The organism is Mesorhizobium sp. WSM4887 (genome assembly GCF_029625865.1).
In the GTDB taxonomy this organism is placed as follows: Bacteria; Pseudomonadota; Alphaproteobacteria; order Rhizobiales; family Rhizobiaceae; genus Mesorhizobium.
Genome location: NZ_JARTVP010000004.1, coordinates 168,700 through 181,743, shown reverse-complemented (window position 1 = coordinate 181,743; position 13,044 = coordinate 168,700). Strand labels below are relative to the sequence as shown.

The 13,044-nt window shown below is 63.2% G+C and carries 16 protein-coding genes; 8 read left to right on the top strand and 8 right to left on the bottom strand.

The window, feature by feature from the left end:
* Window position 1: 1 nt before the first annotated feature.
* Window positions 2-1,036 carry an L-threonine 3-dehydrogenase gene (tdh, locus tag P9230_RS17775; protein ID WP_067000502.1) on the top strand — a complete coding sequence of 345 codons (1,035 nt, stop codon included), beginning with the start codon at window positions 2-4 and terminating at the stop codon, window positions 1,034-1,036.
* An 88-nt stretch (window positions 1,037-1,124) separates the two neighbouring features.
* Here the strand turns inward: tdh and P9230_RS17770 are convergent, their stop codons facing one another.
* A complete protein-coding gene (locus P9230_RS17770; RefSeq protein WP_278120158.1) occupies window positions 1,125-1,568 on the bottom strand; it encodes a MarR family transcriptional regulator in 444 nt (147 codons plus the stop codon).
* Between the two features lie 135 nt (window positions 1,569-1,703).
* On the opposite strand from P9230_RS17770, the gene hmgA reads away from it, so the two are divergent.
* The 5 genes from hmgA (at window position 1,704) to P9230_RS17745 (ending at window position 5,334) form a co-directional block, all read left to right on the top strand.
* Window positions 1,704-3,017, top strand: a complete 1,314-nt coding sequence (gene hmgA, locus P9230_RS17765) for a homogentisate 1,2-dioxygenase (protein ID WP_067329831.1) — start codon at window positions 1,704-1,706, stop codon at window positions 3,015-3,017.
* A 107-nt stretch (window positions 3,018-3,124) separates the two neighbouring features.
* On the top strand, window positions 3,125-4,150 hold the full coding sequence (locus P9230_RS17760; protein ID WP_095824778.1) for a fumarylacetoacetate hydrolase family protein: 1,026 nt from the start codon (window positions 3,125-3,127) through the stop codon (window positions 4,148-4,150).
* A 4-nt stretch (window positions 4,151-4,154) separates the two neighbouring features.
* A complete protein-coding gene (locus tag P9230_RS17755; protein WP_127246895.1) occupies window positions 4,155-4,691 on the top strand; it encodes a DinB family protein in 537 nt (178 codons plus the stop codon).
* A gap of 75 nt (window positions 4,692-4,766) precedes the next feature.
* On the top strand, window positions 4,767-5,027 hold the full coding sequence (locus tag P9230_RS17750) for a BrnT family toxin (protein WP_095783194.1): 261 nt from the start codon (window positions 4,767-4,769) through the stop codon (window positions 5,025-5,027).
* Entirely contained in the window at window positions 5,014-5,334 is a 321-nt protein-coding gene (locus P9230_RS17745; RefSeq protein WP_095801227.1) for a BrnA antitoxin family protein, read from the top strand. The genes P9230_RS17750 and P9230_RS17745 overlap by 14 nt, the downstream gene beginning before the upstream one ends.
* Before the next feature lie 29 nt (window positions 5,335-5,363).
* Here the strand turns inward: P9230_RS17745 and hppD are convergent, their stop codons facing one another.
* Window positions 5,364-6,479 (bottom strand): 4-hydroxyphenylpyruvate dioxygenase, encoded by a 1,116-nt coding sequence (hppD, locus tag P9230_RS17740; protein WP_278120157.1) that lies wholly within the window; start codon window positions 6,477-6,479, stop codon window positions 5,364-5,366.
* A gap of 138 nt (window positions 6,480-6,617) precedes the next feature.
* Between hppD and P9230_RS17735 the strand changes: the two genes are divergently transcribed.
* Entirely contained in the window at window positions 6,618-7,085 is a 468-nt protein-coding gene (locus P9230_RS17735; RefSeq protein WP_059187534.1) for an Lrp/AsnC family transcriptional regulator, read from the top strand.
* A gap of 77 nt (window positions 7,086-7,162) precedes the next feature.
* Here P9230_RS17735 and P9230_RS17730 read toward each other — a convergent pair whose 3' ends face one another.
* The 4 genes from P9230_RS17730 to aztA all read right to left on the bottom strand — a co-directional run bounded on the left by P9230_RS17730 (window position 7,163) and on the right by aztA (window position 10,306).
* Entirely contained in the window at window positions 7,163-7,501 is a 339-nt protein-coding gene (locus tag P9230_RS17730) for a TIGR01244 family sulfur transferase (protein ID WP_067000965.1), read from the bottom strand.
* Between the two features lie 144 nt (window positions 7,502-7,645).
* Window positions 7,646-8,587, bottom strand: coding sequence for a zinc ABC transporter substrate-binding protein AztC (gene aztC, locus P9230_RS17725; RefSeq protein WP_127215372.1), 942 nt, complete (start codon window positions 8,585-8,587; stop codon window positions 7,646-7,648).
* A 25-nt stretch (window positions 8,588-8,612) separates the two neighbouring features.
* The gene (gene aztB, locus P9230_RS17720) at window positions 8,613-9,488 is read right to left on the bottom strand and encodes a zinc ABC transporter permease AztB (protein ID WP_067000522.1); all 876 of its coding nucleotides are present in this window, start codon (window positions 9,486-9,488) and stop codon (window positions 8,613-8,615) included.
* Entirely contained in the window at window positions 9,488-10,306 is an 819-nt protein-coding gene (gene aztA, locus P9230_RS17715) for a zinc ABC transporter ATP-binding protein AztA (protein WP_127215373.1), read from the bottom strand. Before aztA ends, aztB begins: the two co-directional genes overlap by 1 nt.
* A 229-nt stretch (window positions 10,307-10,535) precedes the next feature.
* Between aztA and P9230_RS17710 the strand changes: the two genes are divergently transcribed.
* Window positions 10,536-10,880 (top strand): RidA family protein, encoded by a 345-nt coding sequence (locus P9230_RS17710; RefSeq protein WP_095778583.1) that lies wholly within the window; start codon window positions 10,536-10,538, stop codon window positions 10,878-10,880.
* 51 nt (window positions 10,881-10,931) lie between these two features.
* Here the strand turns inward: P9230_RS17710 and hutC are convergent, their stop codons facing one another.
* The gene (hutC, locus tag P9230_RS17705; RefSeq protein WP_095824772.1) at window positions 10,932-11,678 is read right to left on the bottom strand and encodes a histidine utilization repressor; all 747 of its coding nucleotides are present in this window, start codon (window positions 11,676-11,678) and stop codon (window positions 10,932-10,934) included.
* A 5-nt stretch (window positions 11,679-11,683) separates the two neighbouring features.
* A complete protein-coding gene (locus P9230_RS17700) occupies window positions 11,684-13,039 on the bottom strand; it encodes a formimidoylglutamate deiminase (RefSeq protein WP_095824868.1) in 1,356 nt (451 codons plus the stop codon).
* Window positions 13,040-13,044 lie beyond the last annotated feature (5 nt).

Sequence of the window (13,044 nt, the reverse complement as noted above, 5' to 3'; positions counted from 1 at the left end):
GATGTCCAACATGATGAAGGCGCTGGTGAAGGCCAAGGCCGAGCCGGGCATCTGGATGGAAGAAGTGCCGGTGCCGGAAATCGGCCCCAACGACGTGCTGATCAAGGTCAGGAAGACCGCGATCTGCGGCACCGACGTCCACATCTACAATTGGGACCAGTGGGCGCAGAAGACCGTGCCGGTGCCGATGGTGACCGGCCATGAATTTGTCGGCACCGTCGCGGATTTCGGCGCGGCCGTCACCGAATACAAGGTCGGACAGCGCGTCTCGGGCGAGGGCCACATCGTCTGCGGCCACTGCCGCAACTGCCGCGCGGGGCGAGGGCATCTCTGCCGCAATACGCTCGGCGTCGGCGTCAACCGGCCCGGCGCCTTCGGCGAGTATGTAGCGATCCCGCAGCACAATGTCGTGCCGATCCCCGACGACGTGCCGGACGAGATCGCGGCGATCTTCGATCCATTAGGCAACGCCGTCCACACCGCACTGTCCTTCGACCTGGTCGGCGAGGATGTGCTGGTCACCGGCGCCGGCCCGATCGGCATCATGGGCGCGCTGGTCGCGCAATGCGTCGGCGCTCGGAAAGTCGTCATCACCGACATCAACCCGGTCCGGCTGGAACTGGCGCGCAAGCTCGGCGTCCAGCATGTGGTCGACGCCTCGAAGGAGAAGCTGCGCGACGTGATGCCGGCACTCGGCATGACCGAAGGTTTCGACGTCGGGCTGGAGATGTCGGGCGCCGCGCCAGCCTTCCGCGACATGATTGACACCATGAACAATGGCGGCAAGATCGCCATCCTCGGCATCGCTCCCACCGGCTTCGAGATCGACTGGAACAAGGTCATCTTCAAGATGCTGCATCTCAAAGGCATCTACGGCCGCGAGATGTTCGAGACCTGGTACAAGATGATCGCCCTGGTGCAGGGGCCGCTGGATGTCTCGGGTCTGATCACGCATCGCATCGGCATCGACGATTTCCAGGTTGGGTTCGATGCGATGCGCAGCGGCAGTTCCGGCAAAGTGGTGATGGACTGGTAGGGTTTGGTGGAAGCAGCATCCTGGCAATGCTGGCGGGACAGCACCGCCCTTTGGCCTGCCGGACGGACAGAGGGGGAGTGAAGGATCGCTAAGAAGAAGATAAAGCCTCTTCCAGTGCTGCCACCCCCCTGACAATCGCCGCTCTCTCTTCCTCGCTCAGCCTCGCCAGCAGCTCCCTTTCAAACGCTTTCGCCAGCGGCATCATCTCGCGATAGGCGGCGAGGCCCGCCTTGGTCAGCGTCAGATGCTCGAGGCGGCGGTCGTTCTCGTCCGGCGTTCTTGTCAGCCAGCGCCGGCGTTCGAGCGCGGCGACTGCGCGCGACACCTTGGTCTTGTGCATGGCCGACTGCTTGCCGAGTTCCGTCGCCGTCATCATCCCGCGCTGGCCGAGGCCTGAGAGCGTGCGCCATTCCGGCCGCGTCAGACCGTGGCGCTCCTTGTAGATGCGCGAGAATTCGCGGCTCACGGTGTCGGCCAGCCGGTAGAGCCGGTAGGGCAGGAAGTTTTCTAGCTCGAGAATTTCCGGTTTCATTTGGCGCACCATCGATGCGGGGTTCGGCGTTGATAGTTACATCTTCGATGGTTACAAATGAAACCAGTTTGGTCAACATCACCGGAAAGCCTTCCTCAACGCTGAGGGCGGCAGCCCGGGATCAGGGAGGATCGGATGGCCTTTTCCTATATGCCGGGCTTCGGCAATGATTTTGAGACCGAGACGCTGCCGGGATCGCTGCCGCAGGGCCGCAACTCGCCGCAGCGGCCGGCCTACGGGCTCTATGCCGAGCAGCTTTCGGGCTCGCCCTTCACCGCGCCGCGCGGCACCAACGAGCGCTCCTGGCTTTACCGCATCCGCCCAAGCGTGAGACATACCGGCCGCTTCAAGGGCGCGAGCTATCCCATGTGGAAGACCGCGCCCAACGTCGGCGATCACGAGCTGGCACTCGGCCAGTACCGATGGAACCCGGTGCCGATCCCGACCGAGCCGACCGACTTCATTTCCGGCATGCGCACCATGACCACCGCCGGCGACGCGGTCGGCCAGTCCGGCATGGCGGCGCATGTCTATGTCGCCAACCGCTCGATGGTCGACGACCATTTCTTCAATGCCGACGGCGAGCTCATGATCGTGCCGCAGGTCGGCACGCTGCGCTTTGTCACCGAGATGGGCGTCATCGAACTTCGCCCCGGCGAGATCGCGGTGCTGCCGCGCGGCCTCGTCTTCAAGGTCGAGCTCGCCGACAAGGAGGCGCGCGGCTATGTCTGCGAGAACTACGGGGCAAAATTCACCATGCCCGACCGCGGCCCGATCGGCGCCAATTGCCTGGCCAATCCGCGCGACTTCAAGACTCCCTGCGCCTGGTTCCAGGAGAAGGAGACGCCATGTCGGCTGATCGTCAAATGGTGCGGCACTTTCCACGTCACCGAGCTTGGCCATTCGCCGCTCGACGTCGTCGCCTGGCACGGTAACTACGCGCCCTATAAATATGATCTGGCGACGTTTTCGCCGGTCGGCGCGATCCTCTTCGATCACCCGGACCCGTCGATCTTCACCGTGCTGACGGCGCCGAGCGGCGAGGAGGGTACGGCCAATGTCGACTTCGTCATCTTCCCGCCGCGCTGGCTAGTGGCCGAAAACACTTTCCGGCCGCCCTGGTACCACCGCAACATCATGAGCGAGTTCATGGGCCTGATCCACGGCCAGTACGATGCCAAGGAGGAAGGTTTTGTCCCGGGCGGCATCAGCCTGCATAACCAGATGCTGGCGCACGGGCCCGACGCCTCCGGCTTTGAGAAGGCCACCCGCGCCGACTTGAAACCGGTCAAGCTCGACAACACCATGGCCTTCATGTTCGAGACGCGCTTTCCGCAGATGCTGACGCGCTACGCCGCCGAACTCGACACCTTGCAGGCGAACTACATCGACTGCTGGGCCGACCTGAGGAAGCACTTCAACGGCACGCCGGAAGGCGACTGGCCCTGATTGGTGAAGTCAGAGTCAGGAAAACATCGGCGGGTGGCTTGACGATCACTCGCGACGGCCTTGTTGTGGGGACGAGCGGCACAAAGCCCGCGAGGAGAGGAAACCGCATGAAGCTTGCCACTTTGAAGAACGGGACGCGCGACGGAAAACTGGTCGTGGTCTCGCGCGATCTGACGCGGTTCACCGACGCTTCTTTCCTGGTGCCGACGCTGCAGGCTGCGCTCGACAATTGGGAGCGCTTGGCGCCGCATCTGGCGGCGATGGCGGAATCGCTCGAGACCAACGCGGTGCCCTCGGCCCGCTTTCACGAGCATGACGCCCATTCGCCGCTGCCGCGCGCCTATCAATGGGCGGACGGCTCCGCCTATGTGAACCATGTCGAGCTGGTGCGGAAGGCACGCGGCGCCGAGATGCCGGCGAGTTTCTGGACCGATCCGCTGATCTACCAGGGCGGCTCGGACTCCTTCCTTGCGCCGCGCGATCCGATCCGCATGGCCGACGAAGCCTTCGGCATCGACATGGAGGCGGAAGTTGCCGTCATCGTTGGCGATGTGCCGATGGGCGCCGGGCTGGGCGAGGCACGCGAGGCCATCCGCCTCGTCATGCTGGTCAATGATGTGACGCTTCGCGCCATCACGGGGCCGGAACTGGCAAAGGGCTTCGGCTTCTTCCAGTCGAAGCCGTCTTCTGCTTTCTCGCCGGTCGCGGTGACGCCGGACGAGCTTGGTGATGCCTGGGACGGCGGCAAGGTCAGCCTGCCGCTGCTCGCCGATCTCAACGGCAAACCGTTCGGCCGTGCCAATGCCGGCATCGACATGACCTTCGATTTCCCGGCCTTGATCGTGCATGCCGCGAAAACGCGGCCGCTCGCCGCCGGCGCCATCATCGGCTCCGGCACCGTCTCCAATAAGCTGAATGATGGGCCAGGCAAGCCGGTCGCGGCAGGCGGCGCCGGCTATTCGTGCATCGCCGAACTGCGCATGATCGAGACCATCGAGAGCGGCGAGCCGAAGACACCGTTCCTGCGCTTCGGCGACACGGTGCGGATCGAGATGAAGGACAAGGCCGGCCATTCGATCTTCGGCGCCATCGAGCAGAAGGTCGAGAAATACGAGGGGGAGAAAGGAACCTGAAAGGGTGACCTTGCTCGAGCACCTGCGCCGGATGGCGCGCAACAATTTGTGGTCGAACGACCGGCTCTACCGCGCCGTGCTGGAGCTTCAGCCCGGCGAGTTCGAGGCCGGTCGAACCAGTTTCTTTCCCTCGATCAAGGAGACGCTCAACCACATCCTTGCGGTCGATTGTCTCTATCTCGATTTTCTGACCGGTGGCGGCCTCGGTGCTGCGGCCTATGACGACTTCATACCGTTTGACGATGCGTCAAGCCTGGCCGCTACACAGACCGATTTTGACCGCAGGCTTGTCGCCTTCTGCGACGGCCTGTCGGAGGCAGATCTCGACCGCCGCGTCATCACCGACCGCCGCGAGGACGGCATGATCCCCGAAAGGATCGGCGACATCCTCGCCCATGTCTTCCTGCACGACATCCACCATCGCGGCCAAGTGCACGCGATGCTGTCGGGCACCTCGGTTGCACCGCCGCAATTGGATGAGTTCTTGCTCGATTACGACATTAAGCTCAGGAAGGACGAGGTCGAGCGGCTTGGGTTGTGAACAAGTGAGAACGCTTCGGGAATTATTGTAGTTACGAAAATTATTGACTTAATTCATGTAGGTACATAAATTCAGATGCAGATCGTCTGGGATGAACCTAAACGGTTGGCCAACATTGACAAACACGGCTTGGATTTCGCGGCGCTAGACGAGGAGTTTTTCCTTGCCTCGGCGATCCGGGCGGCCAAATCCGGCCGTTTCATGGCGATTGGTCGGGTAGTCGGCGGCGGCGTTGTTGCAGTGGTCTTTTCCCGGCTTGGCTCCGAAGGCATCTCGGTTATTTCAATGCGGGCGGCCAACCAGACGGAAAGGAGATTGTTCGATGGCGAAAGCTAAGCTGAACACTACAAAGCTGGACAACGGATTCAAGTCAGGCAAGGGATTCACCGAGGAAGATTGGGATGCGGTTTCGGACAATCCCGAATGGACCGAGGAGGATTTTCGGAATGCTCGTCCCTTCGCCGACGTGTTTCCGGACCTTGCCGAAAGCATTCGCCGCTCACGTGGTCGGCCGGCACTCGACAATCCGAAGAAGCAGGTAACGCTGCGCCTCGACAGCGATGTGGTTGCTCGTTTCCGTGCCAGCGGGCCCGGCTGGCAGAGCCGAATCAACGAAATTCTGAGGAAGGCCGCCGGCCTTTAGAGTAGCCGGCGGCTTGGTCTTTCGGCTGACTACGCCGCCCTGCCATCCAGCTTGATCACGCCGCGCTTGATCTGGTCCTGCTCGATCGACTCGAACAGCGCGCGGAAATTCCCTTCGCCAAAACCTTCGTCGCCCTTCCTTTGGATGAATTCGAAGAAGATCGGCCCGATCACCGTCTTCGAAAAGATCTGCAGCAGGATCTTGGTCATACCGCCGTCTACGACGCCTTCGCCGTCGATCAGGATGCCGTGCTTCTTCATGCGCTCGATCGGCTCGTCATGGCCGTGCACGCGCTCACGCGACATCTCGTAATAGGTGTCGGGCGGGCCGGGCATGAACTTCAGACCGTTGGCGGCAAGCTTGTCGGTGGCATCGTAGATCGCATCGGTGCCGACAGCGATGTGCTGGATACCCTCGCCGTTGTACTTCTTCAAATACTCGGCGATCTGGCTGGTTTCGTCCTTGGACTCGTTGAGCGGAATGCGGATCTTGCCGCAGGGCGAGGTGATCGCCCGGCTGACCAATCCGGTGATCCTGCCGTCGATGTCGAAGAAATGGATCTGCTTGAAGCCGAACAGGTCGCGGTAGAAGTCCCACCACTTGTCCATGTTGCCGCGATAGACATTGTGGGTCAGGTGGTCGAGATAGTAGAAGCCGACGCCTTCGGGTTTCGAATTGCGCTCGCCCAGCCACTCGAACTCAGCATCGTAAGCCGAGCCCTTGTCGCCATAGGTTTCGATGAAATAGAGGAGCGATCCGCCGATGCCGACGATCGCCGGCGCGTCGAGCGCCTTGTCGGTGCCCTCATAGGGCACAGCACCCTTCGACACGGCATGGTCGAAGGCATGCTTGGCATCGACCACGCGCCACGCCATCGAGGCGGCGCAGGGGCCGTGCTTTTCGACGAATTTCATCGCATGCGAGCCTGGCTCGGCATTGACGACATAGTTGATGTCGCCCTGGCGCCAGACGGTGATGTCCTTGGTGCGGTGCTTCGCCACCGCGACATAGCCCATGCGGGCGAAGAGCTCGGCGAGTTTTGCCGGGTCTGAATGCGCGAACTCGACGAATTCGAAGCCGTCGGTGCCGGCGGGATTCGCCTTGCTGATCTTGGCGGGCGGGGCGTCATGCGGGAAGGGGCCCATGGCAGTCCTCCGAAAGCTGTTAAGGCCGTGCTTGGCCAGCTTTCACTATAATAACGCTGGACGGCTGCATGGTGCTTGCATTCAACCGCCTGGAATGCCCATCATGTGCGCAGATTGTGCATGATTGGGGAGAAAATCATGGATGATGCGCGCCTTGATCAATTTGACCGCAAGATACTGGCGCTCCTGCAGGGCGATGCGCGGCTCACCAACAACGACCTTTCGGAGCGTGTGAACCTGTCGGCCTCGCAATGCTCGCGCCGCCGCCAGCGGCTGGAGGAAGATGGCTATATCAGGGGCTATCGCGCCGTGCTCGACCGCGACCGTCTCGGCTTTTCGCTGGTCAATGTGATTTCGGTGACCTTGGCCACCCACAACCGCGACAATGCCCGCCGCTTCGGCGAGCTGGTGGCGCGGCTACCCGAGGTGCAGGAAGCGCACGCGCTGACCGGCGAGATGGATTACATCCTGAAGGTGGTGACGCCCGATCTCAAATCGCTTTCCGAGTTCGTCAACGGCGTGCTGCTGCCGCATGAATCGGTGCAGCACGTCAAGACAGCGATCGTGCTGGAAACGTTGAAAGAGACCGGCGCGCTGCCGATTTAGTTTGCGGAGATCTTTGTTGGATGCGACGGCGACGGAACGCGAACCTGCGGAATTGGCTCTCGCCAATGCGCAAGCTTTCACCCCCGCTGCTGCTGGATCAGCCCATAGAGGTTGGTGCAGCGCGCGCCGGAGCGGCAATAGGCGAAGACCGGGCCTTCGAGCTCGTCGAGCGCCTCGGCCTGATCCTCGACATTGTCCATGGTGAGCTGGCCGCTGATCACCGGGATGTAGCGGAAGGCGAGCCCCGCAGCTTCCGCGGCCGCCTTGACGCTGTCGGCAGAGGGCTGGCCGGGCTGCTCGTCGTCCGGCCGGTTGCAGATGACGCTCTTGAAGCCGGCGTCCTTGATGGCAACGATGTCCTCGGGCTGGATCTGCCCCGAGACCGAATAGTCTTCGCTGATCTGGCGGTATTCCATAGCGTCGTCCTCGCAATCCTTGGCCGCAGTCATGCCACCGCGCGGCATTAGCGGCAATCCGTAGCACCGGATCTCTCTGCCAAATAGAGAGTGCGGGGCGGAAAATCCAACCGGGCCGATTTTAGCGCGGTTGGATGATGCCGCTTAGCTTCCGAGCAGCGCGCCTTTGAACTGCTCGATGTTGTTGTGCATCATGTCGATATAAGTCGAGGCCGGGCCGTCGGGCGGCGACAGCGCATCGGAATAGAGCGTGCCGCCGACCTTGATGCCGGTCTCGCTGGCGATCTGCTCGATGAGCCTGGGGTTGGTGATGTTCTCGATGAAGATCGCCGCCGCCTTGTCCTGCTTGACCTGGTTGACCAGCTTGGCCACGTCGGCGGCCGAAGGCTCGGAATCGGTCGAGATGCCTTGCGGAGCAAGGAAGGTCAGGCCGTATGCATGCTCGAAATAGCCGAAGGCGTCGTGCGAGGTGATGACGACGCGCTTGGCCTCGGGGATCGCCTGGATCGCCGCGGTCACTTCGCCCTCCAACGCGTCGAGCTTCTGCGTGTAAGCGGCGGCATTGGCCTTGTAGCTGTCGCAGCCCGCGCTATCGGCGGCGCAGAATGCATCGGCGATATTCTTCACGTAGATCTTGGCATTGGCAATCGACTGGAAGGCGTGCGGGTCGTTGACCGTCTTGCCGCCGCCGGTGCCGGCGCCTTCGGCCGCGTCGGCATCGGCGAATTCCGGCTTGAAGGCGATCGGCGTCACGCCCTTGGTCAGCGTCACGATCGTCGCCTTGGTGGCGCTGGTGTCGACCAGGCGCTGCAAAAAGCCTTCGAAATGCAGACCGTTGACCAGCACGACATCGGCGCCGGCCATCGCCACCGCATCTGCGGGGGTCGGCTCGTAGACATGCGCGTCGCCGTCCGGGCCGACGATGGTGGTGATGTTGACGCGGTCGCCGCCGACATTTTTCGCAAAGTCAGCGATCACCGTGAAGCTCGCCACCACCTTGAGCGGCGCCGCAAAAGCGGACGATGTGGCGAAAGCGCTTAATGTTATAACGCTCAGCGCCAGGGCGGCGCGGAAGGATTTCAACATTGGGAAGAGTCTCCTTGCTTGGGGATTAAGCTGTGCGGTGGCGGTGATGCACGATACGGGCGCGCAGCGCGCCGCGCGTGCCGAACAGGATCGAGCAGAAATAAACGACGCCGGCCGAAAGGATGATAGCCGGGCCGGACGGCAGTGAGGCGTGATAGGACAAAAGCAGTCCGGCTATGCAGGAGGCAAAGCCGATCAGCACCGCCAGCGCGCACATCGGCTCGACGCGAACCGTCCAGAAGCGGGCGGCGGCGGCCGGCAGCATCATCAGCCCGACCGAGAGCAGCGTGCCCAGCGCCTGGAAACCGCCGACGAGGTTGAGCACGACCAGCCCAAGAAAGATGAAATGGACCGGGCTGCCCATGCGGCTCACCGAGCGCAGGAACAGCGGATCGAGGCATTCGGCGACCAGCGCCCGCCAGAAGATGGCGAGGCAGGCGAGCGTCACAACCACGATGCCGCAGATCAGGATCAGCGCCTCGTTGTTGAGCGCCAGCACGGTGCCGAACAGCACATGCATCAGGTCGACGCTCGAGCCGCGGATCGACACCATAAGCACGCCGATGGCGAGCGAGATCAGATAGAAGGCCGCCATCGAGGCGTCCTCGCGCTGGATGGTGAAGCGCGAAACCGCCCCTGCGCCGAGCGCGACGATGATGCCGGCGATCAGCCCGCCGACGGTCATCGGCAGGATCTCGAGGCCATAGAACAGGAAGCCCGCGGCGGCGCCGGGCAGGATGGCGTGCGCCATTGCGTCGCCCGACAGGCTCATGCGCCTGAGCATCAGGAAGACGCCGACCGGGCAGGCGCCGAGCGACAGCATCAGCGAGCCGAACAGCGCCCGTTGCATGAAGGCGAAATCGGCGAAGGGCTGGATGAACAGGCCGTAGAGAAACTCCATCACGCCGCCCTCGGTCCGGAGCCATGGCCGTGATGATGATCATGCGCGTCCGCGTGGTCATGATGTTCGTGGTCATGGCCATGGTCATCGGGCTCGCACCAGGGCGCGTTCTCTTCCCAGGCCTCGTGAAAACGCCGCGCCTTGAGCAGGTTTTCAGGCCTGAGCGTCTGTTTTGTGTCGCCCCAGGCGACAGGCTGGCGGGCGAGCAGCAGCGTCTCGGGAAAATTCCGCCGCACGAGATCGAGGTCGTGGACGACCACCATGATCGTGCGCTCCTCGCCATGCCAGCGCTTTATCAGCTGGATGAGGTCGCCGACGGTCTTGGCGTCGACGGCATTGAACGGCTCGTCGAGCAGGATGAGGTCGGCATCCTGCAACAGCACGCGGGCAAACAACGTGCGCTGCAGCTGACCCCCGGAGAGCGTGTCGATCGGCCGCTTCTCGAAGCCGCCGAGCCCGACCGCCATCAGCGCCTTGCTGACCGACTCGCGATCCTCTTTGGTGTAGCGGCCGAGCATGCCGCGCTTCGGCCACAGGCCAAGCGAGACCAGGTCGACCACCCGCGCCGGGAAGCTGCGGTCGAGCTCCGACTGCTGCGGCAGATAAGCGGTGCGCACGCCGGGCGCGCGGACAACCGTGCCCTCCATCGGCTTCAGCACGCCGACAATGCCCTTCATCAGCGTCGACTTGCCCGAGCCGTTGGCGCCGACAACGGCAGTCAGCGAGCCTTTTCGGACCGTGCCGTTGAGGTGATGAATGGCCGGATGGCTGTTGTAACCGAGCGTCAGGTCGCGGAAGGTCAGGCAGGCATTTGTCATCAGGCGTTCCGGATCGGACACGAATTCGAGAGCACTCGTCGATATGTGATGTTATTACATTAGTCAACATGCCGGTTCGGCAGAATTGTGTCCAGATCGGTCAACTCGCCGTGTACACGGAAGCGGTCCGGAGCCGATAAATTGGCTCAATCGGTTTCGCGCCGGTCGGCCTTGCCCGGAGCCGGCACGAACTCTAAACAGGCGCGACCCTAGAAAGAAGGAACCTCCCATGAGCATTCGTCGTATCGATGTCGGCCCGCGCATGAGCCAGATCGTCATTCACGGCAACACTGTCTATCTGGCCGGCCAAGTCGGTGAGCCCGGCGGCAACGTCGCCTCGCAGACTCGCGACATCCTGAAGACCATCGACGAATTGCTGGCCAAGGCTGGCACCGACAAGACCAAGATCGTGCAGGCGATCATCTGGCTGGCCGACATGGGCACCTTCGCCGAGATGAATTCGGAGTGGGACAAGTGGGTGCCGCAAGGCCACACGCCCGCCCGCGCCACCGGCGAAGCCAAGCTCGCCACCCCGGAATATCTGGTCGAGATCATTATCACGGCGGCGCTGTAAGGCGCTGGATCCGCCAATCTTCCCCTCGTGGGCCCGCGAGGGGAAGATTGCTCATCCCTGCGAAGGCGTGAACCGCGCCACAAGCGTGTGGCTTTCCGCCGGATAGATGAAGCGCACATGCGTGACCGGATGCTCGGCGCTCCAGGTGCGGCGCTCGACCACCAGGCAGGGCGCGCCGGGATCGATGTCGAGCGTGTCGGCGATAGTTTCGTCAGCCGCCATGGCGCGGATACGGTGCTCGGCCTCGCTCCACGGCACGCGGCCGATCAGCCAGGGGCCGGGCGCGATGTCGAGAAATTCTTCCTCGCTGGCCTCGCCCACCGCCGAAAGATTGATCAGGCGCTGCTCGAGCGCGAATGGCCGTTCGCCGGCAAAATGCAGCCCCTCCAGCCAAAGCACTGGACCCGTGGCAGATAGCCCAAGCAGCGACCGATCCTCGGCATTGCCGCGTCGTTTCATGCGCTCCAGCCGTTCATAACGATAGGGCAGGCCAAGCGCCTCGACCTCGATCCTGATGTCGTGCAGTTCCAGCACCGCCGCCTGCGACTGCGGCTGGCGCACGAAGCTGCCCGAGCGGCGGCGGCGCTCGATCAACCCCGCCTTGGCGAGCTGCGACAGCGCCTTGTTCACAGTCATGCGCGAACAATCATACTGAGCCGTCAGCTCGTGCTCGAACGGGATGCGGTGGCCGGGCGCCCATGCACCCGACAGGATTTTTTCCCGGATGTCGGACAGGATCCGCTGGTGCAGCGACAGGGTCTCGCCGTCTTCCATCTCTGCCGTTTCGGTCATGCTCATCGGGATCAGCCCTCGGAAAGCGCCATCATCACTTTGCGGAAGCGCCCGGCGACCGCCTCGCGTTTGACATGCCTGCCGCCGCTCACTTGCTTCTTGCCATGCACCCAGACGCAATCGACCTTGCCGCCATTGGCAAAGATCCAGGCGTCTAGGATGGCATCGCCCGCCTTGCCGGCAAGCGAGGGATGACCGGCGTCGAGCGAGACGAAATCGGCGGGCCTGCCTACGGCGAGAGTTGAGGGGCCGGCGCCGAGCGCGATGCTGCCGCCATCGAGCGCGGCATCGAACAGCGCGCGGCCGGTAGAGCCGCCGGCGCGCGCCAGCACATTGCGAGCGCGGTGGGCAAGGCGCTGCGAATATTCGAGCTGCCGAAGCTCGTCCGGCAGGCCGATCAGCACATTGGAGTCGGAGCCGATCCCGAAGCGGCCGCCATGTTCGATGAACGAGGGGGCGGCGAAAGTGCCGTCGCCGAGATTGGCTTCGGTGACGGGGCACAGCCCAGCGACGGCGCCGCTCTTGGCCATGGCGATCGTCTCGGCCTCGGTCATATGCGTGGCGTGGATCAGGCACCAGCGCCTGTCCACCTCAGCATGTCCGAGCAGCAACTCGACCGGACGCTTGCCTGACCAGGCGATGCAGTCCTCGATTTCCTTCACCTGCTCGGCGACATGGATGTGGATCGGCCCGTTCGGCGCCATTGCTGCAACCGCGTTGAGTTCGTCCGGCGTTGCGGCGCGCAGGCTGTGCGGCGCGACGCCGACGACGGCTTGCTCCAGCGAGCGAACGCCTTCGCGAGTTTTCTCAAGCAGACGTTCGAAGCGTCCGACATCATTGATGAATCGCCGCTGGCCTTCGTTGGGAGCAGCGCCGCCGAAGGCCGAATGGGCATAGAAGACCGGCAGCAGCGTCAGTCCGATGCCGGTGTCGGCGGCGGCAGCCGCGATCCGCTCCGCCATCTCGGCGATGTTGGCGTAAGGCTGCCCGTCGCGGTCGTGATGCAGATAGTGAAACTCGCCGACGCGCGAAAACCCGGCTTCCAGCATCTCCACATAAAGCTGCGCCGCGACCGCCTCGACCTGGTCCGGCGTCATCGACAGCGCGAAGCGGTACATCACCTCGCGCCAGCTCCAGAAACTGTCGGCCGAGGGACCGCGCAGTTCGGCAAGCCCCGCCATGCCGCGCTGGAAGGCGTGGCTATGCAGGTTGGGCATGCCGGGCAGGACGATGGCGTGGCGTTCGTCGCCGGCGTGTGCCGAAGAGCCCGCTTCGACTTCAGAGATACGGCCGCCGTCGAAAGCGATCCTCACATTGCCCCGCCAACCGCCGGGCAGCAGCGCCTGTTCCGCAAAGATCGCCGTCACGTCCA